Annotated in this window: 20 protein-coding genes; 13 read left to right on the plus strand and 7 right to left on the minus strand. The window is 65.3% G+C overall.

Features of this window, described 5'->3' with window-relative positions:
- Positions 1 to 52: 52 nt before the first annotated feature.
- A complete protein-coding gene (locus D2N39_RS02060; RefSeq protein WP_119133122.1) occupies positions 53 to 745 on the plus strand; it encodes a glutathione S-transferase N-terminal domain-containing protein in 693 nt (230 codons plus the stop codon).
- Here the strand turns inward: D2N39_RS02060 and D2N39_RS02065 are convergent.
- Genes D2N39_RS02065 through D2N39_RS02080 form a run of 4 tightly spaced genes read right to left on the minus strand, consistent with a single transcriptional unit; the run spans position 735 to position 3,773 of the window.
- Positions 735 to 1,154, minus strand: a complete 420-nt coding sequence (locus D2N39_RS02065) for a secondary thiamine-phosphate synthase enzyme YjbQ (protein ID WP_119133123.1) — start codon at positions 1,152 to 1,154, stop codon at positions 735 to 737. The two genes, D2N39_RS02060 and D2N39_RS02065, sit on opposite strands and share 11 nt — an antisense overlap.
- Complete coding sequence (locus tag D2N39_RS02070; RefSeq protein WP_119133124.1) at positions 1,151 to 1,675, minus strand: DUF4166 domain-containing protein; 525 nt, start codon at positions 1,673 to 1,675, stop codon at positions 1,151 to 1,153. Before D2N39_RS02070 ends, D2N39_RS02065 begins: the two co-directional genes overlap by 4 nt.
- A complete protein-coding gene (locus D2N39_RS02075; protein WP_119133125.1) occupies positions 1,672 to 2,139 on the minus strand; it encodes a thiol-disulfide oxidoreductase DCC family protein in 468 nt (155 codons plus the stop codon). Before D2N39_RS02075 ends, D2N39_RS02070 begins: the two co-directional genes overlap by 4 nt.
- Positions 2,140 to 2,180: 41 nt before the next feature.
- Positions 2,181 to 3,773 (minus strand): NAD(P)H-hydrate dehydratase, encoded by a 1,593-nt coding sequence (locus D2N39_RS02080; protein WP_119133337.1) that lies wholly within the window; start codon positions 3,771 to 3,773, stop codon positions 2,181 to 2,183.
- Between the two features lie 176 nt (positions 3,774 to 3,949).
- On the opposite strand from D2N39_RS02080, the gene D2N39_RS02085 reads away from it, so the two are divergent.
- The 4 genes from D2N39_RS02085 to D2N39_RS02100 all read left to right on the plus strand — a co-directional run bounded on the left by D2N39_RS02085 (position 3,950) and on the right by D2N39_RS02100 (position 7,413).
- Positions 3,950 to 4,288 carry a P-II family nitrogen regulator gene (locus tag D2N39_RS02085; RefSeq protein ID WP_119133126.1) on the plus strand — a complete coding sequence of 113 codons (339 nt, stop codon included), beginning with the start codon at positions 3,950 to 3,952 and terminating at the stop codon, positions 4,286 to 4,288.
- An 87-nt stretch (positions 4,289 to 4,375) separates the two neighbouring features.
- On the plus strand, positions 4,376 to 5,785 hold the full coding sequence (gene glnA / locus D2N39_RS02090; protein ID WP_119133127.1) for a type I glutamate--ammonia ligase: 1,410 nt from the start codon (positions 4,376 to 4,378) through the stop codon (positions 5,783 to 5,785).
- 185 nt (positions 5,786 to 5,970) lie between these two features.
- Positions 5,971 to 6,795 carry a hypothetical protein gene (locus D2N39_RS02095; RefSeq protein WP_119133128.1) on the plus strand — a complete coding sequence of 275 codons (825 nt, stop codon included), beginning with the start codon at positions 5,971 to 5,973 and terminating at the stop codon, positions 6,793 to 6,795.
- Between the two features lie 183 nt (positions 6,796 to 6,978).
- The gene (locus tag D2N39_RS02100; protein WP_119133338.1) at positions 6,979 to 7,413 is read left to right on the plus strand and encodes a glyoxalase superfamily protein; all 435 of its coding nucleotides are present in this window, start codon (positions 6,979 to 6,981) and stop codon (positions 7,411 to 7,413) included.
- Here D2N39_RS02100 and D2N39_RS02105 read toward each other — a convergent pair.
- Together D2N39_RS02105 and D2N39_RS02110 are read right to left on the minus strand one after the other, a co-directional pair.
- Complete coding sequence (locus D2N39_RS02105; RefSeq protein ID WP_233557028.1) at positions 7,395 to 8,009, minus strand: NAD(P)H-dependent oxidoreductase; 615 nt, start codon at positions 8,007 to 8,009, stop codon at positions 7,395 to 7,397. The two genes, D2N39_RS02100 and D2N39_RS02105, sit on opposite strands and share 19 nt — an antisense overlap.
- Positions 8,006 to 8,788: a heme-dependent oxidative N-demethylase family protein gene (locus D2N39_RS02110; RefSeq protein WP_119133129.1), complete on the minus strand. Its 783-nt coding sequence runs from the start codon at positions 8,786 to 8,788 to the stop codon at positions 8,006 to 8,008. The genes D2N39_RS02105 and D2N39_RS02110 overlap by 4 nt, the downstream gene beginning before the upstream one ends.
- Positions 8,789 to 8,969: 181 nt before the next feature.
- On the opposite strand from D2N39_RS02110, the gene D2N39_RS02115 reads away from it, so the two are divergent.
- From D2N39_RS02115 to D2N39_RS23240, 3 genes are all read left to right on the plus strand, one after another.
- Positions 8,970 to 10,580, plus strand: coding sequence for a phosphoethanolamine transferase (locus D2N39_RS02115; protein ID WP_119133130.1), 1,611 nt, complete (start codon positions 8,970 to 8,972; stop codon positions 10,578 to 10,580).
- An 86-nt stretch (positions 10,581 to 10,666) separates the two neighbouring features.
- Entirely contained in the window at positions 10,667 to 12,010 is a 1,344-nt protein-coding gene (gene dddP / locus D2N39_RS02120) for a dimethylsulfonioproprionate lyase DddP (protein ID WP_119133131.1), read from the plus strand.
- 121 nt (positions 12,011 to 12,131) lie between these two features.
- On the plus strand, positions 12,132 to 12,281 hold the full coding sequence (locus D2N39_RS23240) for a putative hemolysin (RefSeq protein WP_152968327.1): 150 nt from the start codon (positions 12,132 to 12,134) through the stop codon (positions 12,279 to 12,281).
- Between the two features lie 4 nt (positions 12,282 to 12,285).
- Here the strand turns inward: D2N39_RS23240 and D2N39_RS02130 are convergent, their stop codons facing one another.
- Positions 12,286 to 12,858 carry a TetR/AcrR family transcriptional regulator gene (locus D2N39_RS02130; protein ID WP_119133133.1) on the minus strand — a complete coding sequence of 191 codons (573 nt, stop codon included), beginning with the start codon at positions 12,856 to 12,858 and terminating at the stop codon, positions 12,286 to 12,288.
- Positions 12,859 to 12,936: 78 nt separating this feature from the next.
- Between D2N39_RS02130 and D2N39_RS02135 the strand changes: the two genes are divergently transcribed.
- The 5 genes from D2N39_RS02135 (at position 12,937) to D2N39_RS02150 (ending at position 16,899) form a co-directional block, all read left to right on the plus strand.
- The gene (locus D2N39_RS02135; protein ID WP_147373428.1) at positions 12,937 to 13,521 is read left to right on the plus strand and encodes a hypothetical protein; all 585 of its coding nucleotides are present in this window, start codon (positions 12,937 to 12,939) and stop codon (positions 13,519 to 13,521) included.
- Positions 13,522 to 13,602: 81 nt separating this feature from the next.
- Complete coding sequence (purB, locus tag D2N39_RS02140) at positions 13,603 to 14,907, plus strand: adenylosuccinate lyase (RefSeq protein WP_119133135.1); 1,305 nt, start codon at positions 13,603 to 13,605, stop codon at positions 14,905 to 14,907.
- A 184-nt stretch (positions 14,908 to 15,091) separates the two neighbouring features.
- Positions 15,092 to 15,616 carry a tetratricopeptide repeat protein gene (locus D2N39_RS02145; RefSeq protein WP_119133136.1) on the plus strand — a complete coding sequence of 175 codons (525 nt, stop codon included), beginning with the start codon at positions 15,092 to 15,094 and terminating at the stop codon, positions 15,614 to 15,616.
- 10 nt (positions 15,617 to 15,626) lie between these two features.
- Positions 15,627 to 15,773, plus strand: a complete 147-nt coding sequence (locus D2N39_RS22775) for a hypothetical protein (protein ID WP_158589761.1) — start codon at positions 15,627 to 15,629, stop codon at positions 15,771 to 15,773.
- A 55-nt stretch (positions 15,774 to 15,828) separates the two neighbouring features.
- The gene (locus D2N39_RS02150) at positions 15,829 to 16,899 is read left to right on the plus strand and encodes a flagellar motor switch protein FliG (protein WP_119133137.1); all 1,071 of its coding nucleotides are present in this window, start codon (positions 15,829 to 15,831) and stop codon (positions 16,897 to 16,899) included.
- Positions 16,900 to 16,911: the final 12 nt, after the last annotated feature.

The raw sequence follows: 16,911 nt of genomic DNA on the forward strand, positions 1-16,911 counted from the left end.
TTGCGCGCCCCGCCGCTTTGCGTTTTTGTGAGCGCAAACAGGAGATGCCGCCATGACCATCGCGCTTTACTACTGGCCCACGCCGAACGGCCACAAGATCACCATCGCGCTTGAAGAACTGGGCCTGCCCTATGAGGTGAAGCTGGTGAACATCGGCAAGGGTGACCAGTTCGCCCCCGATTTCCTGAAGATCGCGCCGAACAACCGGATGCCCGCCATCGTCGATCCCGACGGGCCGGATGGTGCGCCGATCTCGATCTTCGAAAGCGGCGCGATCCTGCAATACCTCGCCCGCAAGTCTGGCAAGCTCTACGGCCGGACCGAGCGGGAGCGCGTGGCCGTGGATCAGTGGCTGATGTGGCAGATGGGCGGTGTCGGGCCGATGGCGGGTCAGGCGCATCACTTCCTGAAATACGCCCCGCAGATGGACCCGCCGCAGGTGCTGCCCTATGCGCAGGAGCGCTACAGGAAAGAGGTTGGTCGGCTTTACGGCGTGCTGGACCGGCAGTTGCAGGGGCGCGAATTCGTGGCCGGCGACAGCCTGAGCATCGCCGATATTGCCATCTGGCCCTGGGCGATGGGCTGGGAGGGACAGCAGCAAAGCCTCGACGACAAGCCCGATTTCGCCCGCTGGCTGAAGGCGCTTGGCGCGCGCCCCGCCTTTCAGAAAGGCCGCGCCATCGCCGCCGAGGCGCGCCAGCCCTCGATGGACAAGCAGGCGATGGAGACGCTTTTCAAACGCTGAGCAGCGCCGCGACCTCGCGCCGGTGCGGGCGCTGGCGGTGTTCCATCACATAGACCCCCTGCCAGCGCCCCAGCGCCAGCCGCCCGCCGATCAGCGGGATGGTCAGGCTGACAGGCAGCAGCGCCGCCTTGATATGGGCAGGCATGTCATCCGGCCCCTCATAGGTATGGGTCAGCCAGCGCATTGAGGGATGATCGGCCGACGGCACCAGCCGGTCCATCCAGCCGGTCAGATCGCCCTGCACCTCCGGGTCGGCATTTTCCTGAATCAGCAGACTGGCCGAGGTATGGCGGATGAACAGCGTCACCACCCCTTCGGTACGCCCTGCGCCTTCGGCCCAGTTGCGCAACTCCCGCGTGAATTCATAAAGGCCGGGGCCATGGGTAGAGATGGTGAAGAGCGTGTTCATGGGGCCTCCGGGGTCAGGGTGCCATGATAGCGGATCAGAAGCGCGCCCCATGGCAACCGGGCGGTCACGTCGAAGGCCACACCTTCGGATGTTCCGGTCTCGGCCACCTCGGCCCGTGGCAAACAGAAGCGCGGCACCGGAAGGCCCAGAACGCGCCCGCCGATGACATGCAGGCAAAATCCGCCGGGAATAGGCTCGGGGCGCATGATCAGCGCGAAGGGGCCGAAGTGCTCCACCACCCTGCCCGCCCGGAAGCTGAGCACGGAAGGCGTGCACCTGCCACCAAAGTCGCGGAGCCAATGCACCATTGCGCCTTCGCGCTGTGTGGTCAGGTGCAGGTCAACCGTGCCCGCTGCGGGAAACCGGCCCAGCCACAGCAACAGCCCGACAACGACGCCGCTGCCGCGTGCTACCCGGCACGGGCCGGACCAGCGCCGGGGTTCCACGGTCGGGCTGTGCAAGGCGCGCAGGCCAACCGGCAGATCAACGGCCCCCAGCGCTTGCAGGAACGGGTCGCTCATCCCCCGAAACCGCCGGGCAGAAAGCGGCCGCGCACCTCCGGCCCCGGCATCAGACAGGTCCCGCTCCGCCCGAACAGGCGATAGCGGTTGCGCGCGATCAGGTGATAGGCCGGGTCCTTGATCACGCCCGGCAGAAAGCGCAACAGTCCCAAAGGCGCCCAGATGCCCCCCAGACGCTGCATCGCCGCCGAAAAGGCATCGAGCCGCTGGTGAATCTGACCATCCACAACCACCAGATTGGTCTCGAACCCTGTCAAAGGCAGGTTCAGCGCGGCATAGAGCGCCTGCCCCAGCGGGCTTTGCGCGGTGGCAAAGCTGAAATGACCCTGCCGATCCCTGCGCAGCATGAAGCGGAAAAACCCCGAACACAGCACACAGACCCCGTCAAACACGATCAGGTTGCGGCCCGACAGACGGGCTTGCAGATCAGGGGGCAGGCTGGAAACCGGAACAGAAACGGGCATGGTCCGGGTGTAGGCCGCTGGCCCGCACGGGTCAATGCAGGCTAAAGACGCAGCCCGCGAAACACTTTGGGCAGTTCCTCGGGCAGATCCTCGGCGATCAGGCCGGGGCCGAAACTGCGCGCGGCCTCCACATGCAGCCAGGCGCCTGTGCAGGCGGCCTCAAATGCCCCGAAATCGCGCGCCAGCAGGCCGGTGATCATCCCCGCCAGCACATCGCCCGACCCGGCGGTGGCAAGCCAGGGCACGGCACGGTCATAGACCGCAGCATTGATCCGACAGGCGCCGGAGGGTGCCGCGATCACCGTATCCGGCCCCTTGAAAAGCACCACACAGCCCGCCCGCGCCGCCGCCGCGCGCGCGGCATCGACCTTGGAAAAGGCCGGGCCACCAAGCGCTGGCTTCGCCAGTCGCGCGGTGATGTCGGGGAACAGACGGGTGAACTCGCCCGCATGCGGCGTCAGCACGCAATCCGCGTGCAGCATCGCAAACAGCCCCGCATCCCGCGCAAGCAGTGTCAGCGCGTCGGCATCCAGCACCAGCGCGCGGCCGCTGTCCAGCGCCTCCGCCACATGCCGCGCCTGCAAGGCCCCCAGACCGAACCCCGGCCCAAGGCACAGCGCATTGATCCGCCGGTCCGCCAATACCTGCGCCAGTCCCTCGCCACCGACCTGCCGCAGCATGATGGCATCCAGCCGCGCCGCATTTTCGGCCATTGCATCAGGCGGACAGCCCAGTGTCACCAGCCCAGCGCCCACCCTCAGCGCCGCACGGGCCGACAGCCGCGCCGCCCCGCCGCGCCCCGGCCCGCCCGACAGGATCAGTGCATGGCCATGGTCGAACTTGTGCGCATGCGGGTCCTTGAACAACTGACCCGTCCCTTCTTCCAGCCTGACAATCGCGTGCGCGTTTCTATCGGCTCGGTCCTGCGGTCCCAGCCCAATATCGACCAGCCGCAGCACGCCGCACCGAAACGGCCCCTCTGCCAGCACATGACCCAGCTTCGGCGCATGGAAGGTCACGGTCAGCGTGGCACAAACCGCCGCCGCCCCCAGCACACGGCCGCTGTCCATGCACAGACCCGAAGGCGCATCGACGGCGACCCGCCGCCCGGCAGGAAGCGCCGTCATCACCGCCGCAACCTCGGGCGGCAGCGGCCGGGTCAAGCCGGTCCCGAAAACTGCGTCCACAATCACATCCGGCGCCATCGTTTCCGCCTGCCCGAGGATGGACGCAGCCGCCCACCGCGAAACGTCTCCCATCCCGCGCCAGCGGTCATGGTTCGCCCGCGCATTCGGCGGCAGCTTTGCTGCATCCCCGTAAAGGTGAACCCGCACCTCCCAGCCACGCGCGCGCAACAGACGCGCCACCACGAACCCGTCACCACCGTTATTGCCCGGCCCGCACAGCACCAGCGCCCGGCGCCCTGCATTTTCTGTCCGAAAATATCCCGGGGTCCGGGGCAGAGCCCCGGTCGACGCCTGCCGCCCCTCGGCCAGTTCCGGCCATTCCGCGAGGATTGCCTTCACCACCCCCGCCCCCGCACGCTCCATCAGCGCCAGGCCCGTCACGGTGCCAGAGGCGATTGCCGCCTGTTCGATGGCGCGCATTTGGGCAGCAGTCAGCAATTCGGTCATCTTTGAGGCTCTGATCGATTCAAATCCGCTGGCAAACGGGGCAATATGCATAAATTTTGTGCACTACCTTCAATTTTGCCAGTTCATATCCGACACCCGAAGCCTAGCCGATTGTTCCCTTCGCCGGGAAGTGGTCACTGACCGTCAAGACGCAATTGCCAGCGGGGAGTCGGCCCATGAAGAAGATCGAGGCGATCATCAAGCCCTTCAAGCTCGACGAGGTGAAAGAAGCGCTTCAGGAAGCGGGGATTCAGGGCCTGTCGGTCACCGAGGTCAAGGGCTTCGGCCGCCAGAAGGGCCATACCGAACTCTATCGGGGCGCCGAATATGTGGTCGATTTCCTGCCCAAGGTGAAAATCGAGGTCATCCTCTCTGATGACATGGTGGATACCGCGGTCGAGGCCATCGTGTCCGCCGCCCGCACGGACAAGATCGGCGACGGCAAGATCTTTATCTCGCCGGTGGAACAGGCCATCCGCATCCGCACAGGCGAAACCGGCGACGACGCCGTGTAACGCCCTTCCGGCCCCTGTCCGGGGCCCGGTCCCGCCCATTCGCGGCCGCAAGGCCCGATCCCGCAAACCCAACCGAAAGGCAGACTCATGAGCGCAGTCGCTAAGGCTCTGAAACTGATCAAGGATGAAGAGGTCGAATATGTTGACGTCCGCTTCACCGATCCGAAAGGCAAACTCCAGCACGTCACGCTGATCGTTGACCTGATCGACGAAGACTTCTTCGAAGAAGGCTTCATGTTCGACGGCTCGTCCATCGCGGGCTGGAAGTCGATCGACCAGTCGGACATGAAGCTGATCCCCGATGCGACCTCTGTCTACATCGACCCCTTCTATGCCGAAAAGACGCTCTGCGTGCATTGCGACGTGGTCGAGCCGGACACCGGCGAAGCCTATGACCGCTGTCCGCGCCAGATCGCCAAGAAGGCCGAGGCCTACATGAAGTCCTCGGGCATCGGCGACACCGCCTATTTCGGCCCGGAAGCCGAATTCTTCATCTTCGACGACGTGCGCTATTCGGTCACGCCCCAGAAGGTTGCTTTCCAGATCGACGCGGAAGCCGCTGCCTGGAACACCGATGCAGCCATCGAAGGCGGCAACCTTGCCCACCGCGCCGGCCACAAGGGCGGCTACTTCCCGGTCAACCCGATCGACGAAGCGCAGGATCTGCGCGGCGAGATGCTTTCGACCATGAAGCGCATGGGCATGAAAGTTGACAAGCACCACCACGAGGTCGCCACCTGCCAGCACGAGCTGGGCATGATCTTCGGTGGTCTGGTCGAACAAGCCGACAACATCCAGAAATACAAATACGTCATCCACAACGTCGCGGCCGCCTATGGCAAGACCGTGACCTTCATGCCGAAGCCCATGAAGGGCGACAACGGCTCGGGGATGCACGTCAACATGTCGATCTGGAAAGACGGCAAGCCGCTGTTCGCCGGTGACAAATATGCCGACCTGTCGCAGGAAGCACTGTATTTCATTGGTGGCATCCTGAAGCATGCCAAGGCGCTGAACGCGCTGACCAATCCTTCGACCAACAGCTACAAGCGCCTGATCCCGGGCTTCGAGGCCCCGGTTCTGCGCGCCTATTCGGCCCGCAACCGCTCGGGTTGCGTCCGTATTCCGTGGACCGAATCGCCGAAAGCCAAGCGCGTGGAAGCCCGCTTCCCCGATCCGGCCGCCAACCCCTATCTGGCCTTCGCAGCGCTGCTGATGGCGGGTCTGGACGGCATCAAGAACAAGATCGATCCGGGCCCGGCTTCGGACAAGGATCTCTACGATCTGCCGCCGGAAGAACTGGCCGAAATCCCGACCGTCTGCGGCTCGCTGCGCGAGGCGCTGGAGGAGCTGGAGAAGGACATGGACTTCCTGCTGGCTGGCGACGTGTTCACCAAGCCGCAGCTTGAAGCCTATATCGGCCTGAAATGGGAAGAGGTCTATGCCTACGAGCATACCCCCCACCCGGTTGAATATCAGATGTACTACTCCTGCTGATCCCCGCCGGATCACAGAGAAAGGGCGCCTTCGGGCGCCCTTTTGCTTTGGCCTGGATGTAAACAATTGTGGCAGCGATGTGGTTTTGTTGCGCAACAATTCCCTGATTTGACCATTCTTCGTCCGCGCAAGCGGCACAATCCAGAGTTTATCTTGGCACAGAACGAACCTGTTGGAGGTATGCCATGTGGTCGCGTCCCGACAGTATGATTGCCCAGATTCTGTACATCGGCAGCGCCGTGCCGAACTTTGCCGCCCTCGTCAGCATGATCGATCGGCACCTGACACGCCACTTCCCGGCCGGGCACAGCCTGACCTGGGATCACGACGACATTGCCAGTTTCGATGCGGGCGGCCTGCGTCTGCTGCTGGCGAAAACCGAACCCTCGCCGCGCGGCTACAGCGCCAGCCTGCTGCTGGCGGCAGGTCCCTGCCCCGATCTGGACGACCGCACGGTCGCCCTGCTGAGCGAGGACAGCCTGTCGCGCATCCTCAACCAGCTTGTCGAGGGCACGCTGCGGCAGAACCCTGCGGAAACCGTGCTGTGGCAACGACGGAGCGAACCGCTGGATTCCGAACTGGCCGATGCGCTGGCAATGAACCTGCCGGGCCGGGCTGAGGTGGATTATCTGTCCGACAACCAGCCCGTGCCGGTATCGGTGGTGCCGGTTGCGCCGGTCGCAGCCCCCGCCCCGCCGCCCGTCAGCGACCTGCGGGTCGAGGATGGCCCGGACCGCGCCGCCATGGCACGGGTGCGCGATGCGCTTTATGGCGAGGTGCTGCCCGGCCAGGTGCCAGAGGCTGAACGCCCTGCTTCGCCACAGATGCGGCTGGCAATCCATGCGATGAACTGCACGCTGATCGCCGTGGCCCTGCCCGTCGGCGCGGCGATGATGGCGCACAGCTTCCGCAAGGGCGAAAGCCTTGTGGCCAGCGCCCGTGCCCTTGCGCTGACCGGCATGGGCTTTGCGCTTTGGGATCATGTGGCAATCCTGCCACTCCCGGTCTGACGCCTCTTGCGCCAGGCCGTCACGGGTTCCATATCACCGGCACGGGGCGTCAGGCCCCCGCCGTCCGCAGGGTGTGTGCCCATGGTGAAGCCTGACCCGTGACCCTTTCCCGAAGGTCATCCGGCAAGGCCAATGCGGACAGCTTTGAACGCCCGCTGCATGACCATGCGAAAGGGTTACACCATGACTACGACGATCCCCGCGACCGCCGCGCTGAAAGCGCAGGCCCGCAGGCTGCGCAACGCCCTTGGCGCTCGCGGCCAGACCCTCAGCCATTCCGCCGCGCTGGAGCTTGTGGCCCAGACGCATGGCATGGCCGACTGGAACACCGCTGCCGCGCTGTCGCCTGCCGGGCAGGCCCTGCAACCGCATACGGTGGGAGAGCCCGTGCGCGGCCATTACCTTGGCCAGCCCTTCACCGGCCGGGTGCATGCCCTGCGCCGCAAGGGCGCCGTGCATATGGAAATCGAGATCCAGCTTGACCAGCCGGTGAACGTGTCCCGCTCGGCCCTGTTCGAGGCGCCCCGGAGGCGCATCCGCGCCACCATCGGCCCCGAGGGCCGGTCGATCGGTGCCACCTCGGACGGGGTGCCGCATCTTCAGATCGCGGCGGCCTGATCCATAAGCCGGTCCAGCGCGCGGATCGCCCGCGCCTCGAACACCGCAAGCCGCGCCGGGGTCACATCCTCGGCGCGGTAAAGCGCGGCAAAGCCGAAACGGGCTTTTGGCGCACAGACCTTCAGAACGCCCCAGCGCAGCACCCGCCGCACCGGACGGCGCATCACCAGCCAGTCCACCCAGCCCGGCGCGCCCAAAGTGGTGACGGCCAGCAGACCCCGCAGCCCGGTCAGCCGCCCCTTGATCGGGCCAAGATCGCTGGCATGGTCATAGGCGTGCCCCGGCGCCCAGACCCGGTCGATCCAGCCTTTCAGGATCGCGGGCAGACCGAACCACCATGTCGGGAATACCAGCACAACCAGTTCGGCGCGCTTCAACTGCGCGATTTCTTTCGTAACCGCGCTGGCATCATAGGGTTCGACATAGGTGGACCGCCGTTCCTCTGCCGTCAGTGCGGGGGCAAAACCCGCGGCGTAAAGATCCAGCCGCTCCACCACCGCACCACGCGCCTCGAGTCGCTGCACAAGCTTGGTGGAAAGCTGCCCGGTCAGGCTGTCAGACAAAGGATGTGCACTGACCAGCAGAACCCGCATCATAGCCCCGCTGCCACCATGCCTGCGCGTGCTTCCGGCTCCAGATCTTCCAGTCGCACCAGATAGGTGTGGATGGTGAAGACCACAGCCCGCGTGTCCGGCAGACGCAGCAGGCATTGCCGCTCGCACCGCATATAAAGCCTTTCGACCGGCGGCGGGCGGCGGGCACCTTCGGGACGCGGCTGGAACAGCGCGGGATCGTCATAGACCAGCGCATTCATCCGCCACAAAGCCTGTTCCGGCCGGATCGCATCGAACAGCCGCTGCACCCGGCGGGCCACATCCTCGGTGTAATGCTCGACCGGCACATGGATACGGGTCATCGCGCGACCGATCTTTTCGGCCAGCATCCAGCTTGCCGGAAAGCACAGCACCGCCCCGGTCAGCACATGTTCGGTGCCGTCATGCTGAAGGAGACACAGATCTTCCTGCACCAGACGCCCGGCCGTCATCAGGGGGCGGCTGTAGTCCAGAGCCACGGTGATGCCATCCGGGCGCTGGACCGTATCGGTGCCGATCCGGTAGCCCGGCACCTTTCCCACCTTCGCAAGCACCGCCGACAGAAGTTCCTGCGCCGCCTCCTCGGCTTCGGGCAGAAGGGCATGAACGGCCCCCGGATTTGTGGCCAGACGTGCGTCTCGCTCGGCCATCTGGCCCGCGAAAGCGTCATCGACGCGCAGCCAGTCGTCCCCCTCGACGGGCAGGATGCCGGGCAGGCGCGCGGTGCGCGGGTCCATCCACGGGGCGAACGGCAGGCGGGATTGCAGGATCGGCTGTGTCATGGCGACGAGGCTAGCCCGCCGCGTGCGGCTTCGGAAGGGGGGAAACCCTTGAAAAATCGTCTGCAACTTTGGTTGCAGATGACTGTAAAGACCGACAGGCACGATTGACCCCTGCCCTTGTCGCCCCCAGATCTCGCCCCAGCCCTGCGTGCCAGCCGGCCGCCAAGCCACGGACTCCTGAATGACCCTCCCCAAATCGAAGCCGCTCAGCGCCGCTATGCTTGTTGCGTTGACTTGCCTGTTCATCATGGCCACGGCCAATGCCACGCATTTCCGCACCGGCGCCCGCATCTTCGACGGCGCCCCCCTGGCCTTCGTGACGCTGGAGGCGGCGCTGTTCTTCCTGTTCTATGCGCTGATCCTGCCGTTCAGCCAGCGCTGGATCGTGAAGCCGGTGCTGGTGTTTCTGCTGCTCGTTTCTGCCTCGGCTTCGCATTTTCTGGAAACCTACGGCACGATCATCGACCGCGAGATGATCCAGAACGTAATGAACACCACGACGACGGAAGCCGGACATCTGATCAACCTCGGGTTCGTGCGTGACATGCTGATCTTTGGCATCCTGCCCTCGGCCGTAGTGATCTGGGTGCCGCTGAAGGATGAACGCTTTCTGCCCAAGCTGATCCGCAACAGCGTGCTGGCCGTGGTCAGCTTCGCGCTGTGCCTCGGCCTGCTGCTGAGCGATTACAGCCGCTTCGCTGCGGTCTTCCGCGAACAGAAAGAGCTGATGGCGACCTGGAACCCCGGTGCGCCGATCACCGGGACCATCCGCTATGCCAAGCTGATGATGCGCAGCCAGAACATCGTGGTTGCGCCGCTGGGCACCGATGCGACGGCGGGCCGCTTCCTGTCACAGCCCGGCAAGCCTGTGCTGGCGGTGATCGTGGTGGGCGAGACGGGCCGCGCCGCCAATTGGTCGCTGAACGGCTACAGCCGCGACACCAACCCGGAACTGGCCAAGCGTGACATCACCTATTTCACCGATGTCACCTCCTGCGGCACCTCGACCGCCGTTTCGGTGCCCTGCATGTTCTCGGCCCTGCCACGCGAAGATTACACCTACACCAAGGGGCTGTCGCAGGAAAATCTGGTCGATGTGCTGGTGCGCGCCGGGTTCGACGTGAAATGGTGGGACAACAATACCGGCTCGCAGCATGTGGCCAAGCGCATCGGCGAGCAGGAATTCGACAAGGAGAAAGACCCGGTCGCCTGCGCGCTGGGGGAATGCGATGACCGCATCCTGCTGAAGCAACTTGCCGCCGAACTGCCGAAGATCACGAAGAACACCGCCATCGTGCTGCATACGGTGGGCAGCCACGGGCCGTCCTATTACCTGCGCTACGATCCGGCCACGGCGCCCTTTGCCCCGACCTGCCAGACCGGCGAGCTGGGCAAGTGCAGCAGCGAGGAAATCATCAACACCTACGACAACACCATCGCCTTCACCGACCGGATTCTGGCCGAAACGGTGGATATGCTGGCGGGGGCCACGAATGTGGTGCCGGTGATGTATTACGTCTCGGACCATGGCGAGAGCCTTGGCGAAAATGGTCTCTACCTGCATGCCGCGCCGTGGTTCATGGCGCCCTCGGAACAGACCCATGTGCCGATGGTCACCTGGGTCTCGCCCGAGGCGGAAACGCGGCTTGGGGTGACGAAAGCCTGCCTTGACGCGCGAAAGGGTGAAAAGCTGTCGCAGGACAACATGTTCGCCACCATTCTGGGCATGCTCGACATCCAGACCGAGGCGCGCGACCCGGCGCTGGACCTGACGGCGGACTGCCGCGGCTGAGACCAAGAACGACAGGCGCGCGTCGCATCCCGACGCGCGCCGCCCCCCTTTCGCGGCCCAGTCTGACCCAGACACGGAGGCCCGCCATGCATAGCTACGCCGATACCCGCCGCAAGATCGACCCGAGCCGGGGCGACCGCCTTGGCGATGGCACCCCCAACGACAACGACCGGGTCGAGATCGGGCCGACCCAGCTTGCCTTCGCCGAATGGGCGGCGGCGGGGCTGCAACTGCCGGATCTCGACCGCATGCGTCACTTCCGCTGGGACCGGCTGGTCAAGGCGCTGGTCACGCGTGATGTTGGTGGCCTTCTGATGTTCGATCCGCTGAACATCCGCTACGCCACCGACACCACGAACATGCAGCTCTGGAACAGCCACAACCCGTTCCGCGCCTGCCTGATCTGCGCCGACGGGCATATGGTGGTCTGGGAATACAAGAATTCGCCCTTCCTCGTGACCTTCAACCCGCTGGTGAAGGAACTGCGCTCCGGCGCGAGCTTCTTCTACAACGTCTGCGGCGACCGCACCGCGCAGGATGCCGGGTCTTTCGCCGCGCAGGTGGACGAGGTGATGCGCGCCCATGCCGGGGCAAACCGGCGGCTGGCGGTGGACAAGATTATGGTCCATGGCTTGCGCGCGCTGGAAGCGGCGGGGTTCGAGGTGCTGGAGGGCGAGGTGATCACCGAGCGCACCCGCGCCATCAAAGGCCCGGACGAGATCCTGGCCATGCGCTGCGCCCATCACGCCTGCGAATCCGCGATTGCGGAGATGGAAGCCTTCACGCGGGAAAACGTGCCGAAAGGCGGCGTGTCAGAGGATGACATCTGGGCAGAACTGCACAAGGGCAATATCCGGCGCGGTGGCGAATGGATCGAGACGCGGCTTCTCGCCTCCGGCCCCCGCACGAACCCATGGTTTCAGGAATGCGGCCCCCGCATCGTGCAGAACAATGAAATCGTCGCCTTCGATACCGATCTGATCGGCAGTTACGGCATCTGCATCGACATCAGCCGTAGCTGGTGGGTGGGGGAAGCGCGGCCCTCTAACGCGATGATTTCCGCAATGAACCACGGGCTTGACCATATCCGCGACCATCAGGCCCGGCTGAAGCCCGGTGTCACCATCCGCGAACTGACCTTCGGCGGGCATCAGCTGGACGATCAATACTGGAAGCAGAAATATTCGTGCAAGATGCATGGCGTGGGGCTGTGCGACGAATGGCCCTTCGTGCCCTATCCCGACGGCTGGGTGGAGGGCGCCTTCGAGGTCGCGCTGGAACCGGGCATGGTGCTGTGCACCGAGGCATTGATCAGCCCGGAAGGCGGCGACTTCTCGATCAAGCTTGAAGATCAGGTGCTGATTACCGAAAATGGCTGCGAGAACCTGACCCGCTATCCCTTCGACCCGCGTCTGACGGGCGAAGCCTGACCGACGGAGCCCGCCGATGCCCTTCCGCCCCGCCCTTGCCCTCGCCGCTCTGGCCCTATGCGGCGGATGCGGCGGGGGTGGCCGACAAGCGGCCCAACCAGTGAACAGCCACTGGGCCAGCATGTCCAATCCCGCCTCGCAATATTGCGCGGAACTGGGCGGACGGCTGGAGATGCGGCAGGAACAGGCAGGCGAGGCGGGTTATTGCCACATGCCTGACGGCACGGTGGTCGAGGAATGGCAACTTTATCGCGGCAAGAACGCGCTCTGACCCGTCAGGGCAGCAGCGCATCCAGCTGCGCCTCCAGCCCCGCGCGCATATCCGCGCCGGTCGTCAGGCGCAGCTCCATCAGCCCCAGAGTCGCGGCATAGAACAGCCGCGCCGCCTGCGCAGGGTCAGCGTGGCCGGCTTGCGCGAAGAACCCTTCCAGCACCGCAAGACGCCGCGCATCCATCGCCGCCACCGCCTGCGCGACATGCGGTTCGGTCCGCGCCCAGCCACGCAGCGCGGGTTCGACGCCGGCACCACCGTAAGCCGCAGGCGGGGCAACGGAAATCCGCCCGATCAGCGCCTGTAGCGCCCCCCGCCCTTCTGCCTCGCTGGCCAGCACCGAGGCGGTGATCTCTTCCTCCGCCAGCCGCTGCCACAGCGCGACCATCTGCGCCTTCAGCGCCGCCAGATCGGCGAAATGCCAGTAGAACGAGCCCTTGCTGGTGCCGAGGCCACGCGCCAGCGGCTCCACCCGCAGCGCGGGCGCCCCGCCTTCCGCCAAGGCCCGGAACCCCGCCGCGATCCAGTCGCGCGGGGTCAGGCGGGTGCGGTCGGTCTGCAGGGCGGGCGAGGTCATGCGCAGACCATACGTTAGCGTATGGACTCGGGGCAAGGCCCCATGCCACAAACCATACGCAATCGTATGGAATCAGTCATGACCTTGCATCGCCTGACAGCCCTGCCGCTGTCCGCCTTCCTGATCAGCCACCTGGCGCATCACCTGATCGGGCTGATCACCGGGCCGGAGGCGCATCTGGCGCTCTCTGCCCCCTTCCGCGCGTTCTGGCGGCAGCCGGGGGTAGAGGCGCTGCTGCTGGCCGCCTTCGCGGTGCAGATCACCACCGGCCTGCGTCTCTTGTGGCGCGGCAGGGCCTGGCGCTGGCGCGGATTGCGCCGCTGGCAGGCGCTGTCCGGCGTCACCTTCGCGGGGTTCCTGTGTATCCATGTCGGCGCGGTGCTGGCCGCCCGCGCCATGGGCACCGACACCAACCTGCATTTCGCCGCTGCCGGGATGCAATCCGGCCTCTGGGCGCTGTTCTTCGCGCCCTATTACACCGCCGCCGTGACCGCGCTTGGCCTGCATACCGGCCTCGCGCTGAGGCGCCGCACCGGGCAGCACTGGCCCTTCCCCCTGCTGACCGCCGCCGGGCTGGCGCTGGGGATCGGCCTTGTTCTGCTGATGGCGGGCCTGATCCATGATTACACCGTGCCGCAGGAATGGCGCGCCGCTTTCGGATAATGCACCGGCGCCACCTTGCCAGCCCGGCCCTTGCGGATTAAGGGGGCGCAACCCCGCATCCCCGTCAGGAAAGGCCCGCCGATGATCCCGCGCTACTCCCGCCCCGAGATGGTCGCCATCTGGTCGCCCGAGACCAAGTTCCGCATCTGGTATGAGATCGAGGCGCATGCCTGCGACGCGCAGGCCCAGCTTGGCGTGATCCCCAAGGCCAATGCCGAGGCCGTCTGGCGCGCGAAGGATGTGGAATTCGACGTGGCCCGCATCGACGAAATCGAGGCGGTGACCAAGCATGACGTCATCGCCTTCCTGACGCATCTGGCCGAACATATCGGCTCGGAAGACGCGCGTTTTGTCCATCAGGGCATGACCTCGTCTGACGTGCTGGACACCACGCTGAACATCCAGCTTGTCCGCGCTGCCGACATCCTGCTGGCCGATATGGACCGCGTTCTGGCCGCGCTGAAGACCCGCGCGTTCGAGCACAAGGATACCGTCCGCATCGGCCGCAGCCACGGCATCCATGCGGAACCCACCACGATGGGCCTGACCTTCGCCCGTTTCTATGCCGAAATGGATCGCGGCCGCGCCCGTCTTGTCGCCGCGCGCGAGGAAATCCGCACCGGCGCGATTTCCGGCGCCGTCGGCACCTTCGCCAATATCGACCCCTTCGTGGAGGAATACGTCTGCGAGAAGCTGGGGCTGGTGCCCGAGCCCGTCTCGACCCAGGTCATCCCGCGCGACCGCCACGCCATGTTCTTTGCCACGCTGGGCGTCATTGCCTCGTCGATCGAGAATATTGCCATAGAGATTCGCCACATGCAGCGGACCGAGGTGCTGGAGGCGGAAGAATTCTTCAGCCCCGGCCAGAAGGGTTCGTCGGCCATGCCGCACAAGCGCAACCCGGTGCTGACCGAAAACCTGACCGGCCTCGCGCGGCTGGTGCGCATGTCGGTGGTGCCGGCGATGGAGAATGTGGCGCTCTGGCATGAACGCGACATCAGCCATTCCAGCGTCGAACGCGCCATCGGCCCGGATACGACCGTGACGCTCGACTTCGCGCTGAACCGTCTGGCGGGGGTGATCGAGAAGCTGGTGATCTACCCCGAGAACATGCTGAAGAACATGAACAAGTTCAAAGGGCTGGTCATGTCGCAGCGTGTGCTTCTGGCGTTGACACAAGCGGGGGTGAGCCGTGAGGATTCTTACCGTCTGGTGCAGCGCAACGCGATGAAGGTCTGGGAAAAGGGCGCCGATTTCAAGACAGAACTGCTGGCTGACCCGGAAGTGACCGCCGCGCTGTCGCCCGCCGAGATCGAGGAGAAATTCGATCTGGGCTATCACACCAAACATGTGGATACGATCTTCGCCCGGGTGTTCCGCGCGTAACAGCGCCGGGCGCAAGAGGGTGGCATTTCAGGGGGGCGGGCCGTTGGGCCTGCCCCTTTTTTCATCGAAAGGCCCCGTTTCCCTTGAAAGACCCGGCGGGTATCGGACCAAGGTCCGGCCCATGCAGGTTCCACACCCTGAAAGGCCGGAAACGTGGTATCCTTTCCCAAACCGGAGAACCGCCATGCGCCTGATCCCTGCCCTGCTGATTGCCGTCACGCCCTTCGCCGCCTTCGCCGCCGGGTCTGATGATACCGAGCCGCCCAAACCCACTGAAACCTCGCAGACCTGCAAGAACGGTCAGGTCTGGGACGACAAGACCAAGGCCTGTGTGAACCCCGAGGAATCGCGGCTGGACGACGACACCCGCTTCCGTGCCGTGCGCGAACTGGCCTGGGCCGGGCGCCCCGCAGACGCACGCCGCGTTCTGGCCGCCATGCACGAAGGCGACAGCGACCGCGTGATGACCTATGACGCCTTCACCCTGCGGATCTCTGGCCGGATCGAGGAAGGTCTCGTCCGTTACGAACAGGCGATTTCGGCCAATCCCGCAAATATCCTCGCCCGCAGCTATTACGGGCAGGCCCTTGTCCTGCAAGGTGAATACGGCATGGCCCGCGAACAGCTCGCCGCCATCGACAATCGTGAAAGCTGGGCCTGGCGCGCCCTGAACCATGCCATCGAGACCGGAGAAACCGCCAACTATTAAGGAGGGAACCATGCGCCTGAAGATCGCCGTTCTTGCCTGCCTCGCCCTGCCTGCCCCCGTGCTGGCCGAGGGCTGCCACCAGCAGACCGCCATGAGCTGCGCCGAAGGGATGCAGTGGAACGCGGGCACGAAATCCTGCGAACCCGTCTCCAGCTAAGCGCCCGTTAACCGGCGCCTGTCAGCCTGAACCCGGAAGAATCACCGGAGGTGACATGGCGCAGGCGCTTGCTCGGATCACACCTGTCCAGATTGCCGTGCCCCGGCCACCGGGCACGGCACGGCATTTGTCGCGGCGGCAGAAGGCGGCAATCATCGTGCGGCTGATGCTGGCCGAAGGTTCACCCTTGCCGGTATCGGCACTGCCCGAGGCGATGCAGGCCGAACTTGCGCAGCAGATCGGCGAGATGCGGCTGGTGGATCGCGGCACCGTGCAGGCCGTGGTGGCGGAATTTCTGGAGGAACTGGAACAGGTCGGGCTCAGCTTCCCCGGCGGGCTGGAGGGGGCGCTGTCCCTGATGGACGGGCATATCTCCGGCGCGGCGGCGGCGCGGCTGCGCCGGATGGTGGGGCTGCGCCCCGATGCCGACCCATGGGACCGCATCACCGCCCTGCCGCCCGACCTGCTGCGCCCGGTGCTGGAGGTTGAAAGCACCGAAATCGCCGCCATCATGCTGTCGAAGCTGCCGGCAACCAAGGCGGCGGCGCTCTTGGGCAAGCTGCCGGGTGACAAGGCCCGGCGCGTCGCCTATGCCATGTCGCGCACCGCCAATGTCGATCCTGGAACGGTGCGGCGGATTGGTCTGTCGCTGCTGACGCAGCTCGATAACCAGCCCGCCAAGGCCTTCGATGCCGGGCCGGTGGAACGGGTGGGAGCGATCCTGAACGTCTCGCCCGCCGTGACGCGGGACGAGGTTTTGCAGGGGCTGGATGAGACCGATCAGGGTTTTGCCGAACAGGTGCGCAAGGCAATCTTCACCTTCGTCCATCTGCCACAACGGCTTGCGCCACGCGACGTGCCGCGTGTGACCCGTGCGGTGGACCAGCCGACCTTGGTGACCGCTCTGGCGGGTGCGCGCAGCCCCGACCAGCAAGCGGCGGCGGAGTTTCTGCTGGCCAACCTGTCGCAGCGTATGGCGCAGGCGCTGCGCGAGGAAATCGCCGAACGTGGCAAGGTGAAAGAAAAAGAGGCCGAGGCCGCCATGACCAGCGTGATCGAGGCGGTTCGCGCGCTGGAACGTGACGGTGAACTGACGCTGATCCGCGAGGAGGAGGACGAGGATTGATCCGGCGCACCG

The organism is Gemmobacter lutimaris (genome assembly GCF_003570715.1).
Taxonomy (GTDB): Bacteria; Pseudomonadota; Alphaproteobacteria; order Rhodobacterales; family Rhodobacteraceae; genus Gemmobacter; species Gemmobacter lutimaris.

Coding starts and splice junctions, on each gene's coding strand:
- D2N39_RS02060 (WP_119133122.1), top strand. CDS start 53: ATGACCATCGCGCTTTACTACTGGCCCACGCCGAACGGCCACAAGATC.
- D2N39_RS02065 (WP_119133123.1), bottom strand. CDS start 1,154: ATGAACACGCTCTTCACCATCTCTACCCATGGCCCCGGCCTTTATGAA.
- D2N39_RS02070 (WP_119133124.1), bottom strand. CDS start 1,675: ATGAGCGACCCGTTCCTGCAAGCGCTGGGGGCCGTTGATCTGCCGGTT.
- D2N39_RS02075 (WP_119133125.1), bottom strand. CDS start 2,139: ATGCCCGTTTCTGTTCCGGTTTCCAGCCTGCCCCCTGATCTGCAAGCC.
- D2N39_RS02080 (WP_119133337.1), bottom strand. CDS start 3,773: ATGACCGAATTGCTGACTGCTGCCCAAATGCGCGCCATCGAACAGGCG.
- D2N39_RS02085 (WP_119133126.1), top strand. CDS start 3,950: ATGAAGAAGATCGAGGCGATCATCAAGCCCTTCAAGCTCGACGAGGTG.
- glnA (WP_119133127.1), top strand. CDS start 4,376: ATGAGCGCAGTCGCTAAGGCTCTGAAACTGATCAAGGATGAAGAGGTC.
- D2N39_RS02095 (WP_119133128.1), top strand. CDS start 5,971: ATGTGGTCGCGTCCCGACAGTATGATTGCCCAGATTCTGTACATCGGC.
- D2N39_RS02100 (WP_119133338.1), top strand. CDS start 6,979: ATGACTACGACGATCCCCGCGACCGCCGCGCTGAAAGCGCAGGCCCGC.
- D2N39_RS02105 (WP_233557028.1), bottom strand. CDS start 8,009: ATGATGCGGGTTCTGCTGGTCAGTGCACATCCTTTGTCTGACAGCCTG.
- D2N39_RS02110 (WP_119133129.1), bottom strand. CDS start 8,788: ATGACACAGCCGATCCTGCAATCCCGCCTGCCGTTCGCCCCGTGGATG.
- D2N39_RS02115 (WP_119133130.1), top strand. CDS start 8,970: ATGACCCTCCCCAAATCGAAGCCGCTCAGCGCCGCTATGCTTGTTGCG.
- dddP (WP_119133131.1), top strand. CDS start 10,667: ATGCATAGCTACGCCGATACCCGCCGCAAGATCGACCCGAGCCGGGGC.
- D2N39_RS23240 (WP_152968327.1), top strand. CDS start 12,132: ATGTCCAATCCCGCCTCGCAATATTGCGCGGAACTGGGCGGACGGCTG.
- D2N39_RS02130 (WP_119133133.1), bottom strand. CDS start 12,858: ATGACCTCGCCCGCCCTGCAGACCGACCGCACCCGCCTGACCCCGCGC.
- D2N39_RS02135 (WP_147373428.1), top strand. CDS start 12,937: ATGACCTTGCATCGCCTGACAGCCCTGCCGCTGTCCGCCTTCCTGATC.
- purB (WP_119133135.1), top strand. CDS start 13,603: ATGATCCCGCGCTACTCCCGCCCCGAGATGGTCGCCATCTGGTCGCCC.
- D2N39_RS02145 (WP_119133136.1), top strand. CDS start 15,092: ATGCGCCTGATCCCTGCCCTGCTGATTGCCGTCACGCCCTTCGCCGCC.
- D2N39_RS22775 (WP_158589761.1), top strand. CDS start 15,627: ATGCGCCTGAAGATCGCCGTTCTTGCCTGCCTCGCCCTGCCTGCCCCC.
- D2N39_RS02150 (WP_119133137.1), top strand. CDS start 15,829: ATGGCGCAGGCGCTTGCTCGGATCACACCTGTCCAGATTGCCGTGCCC.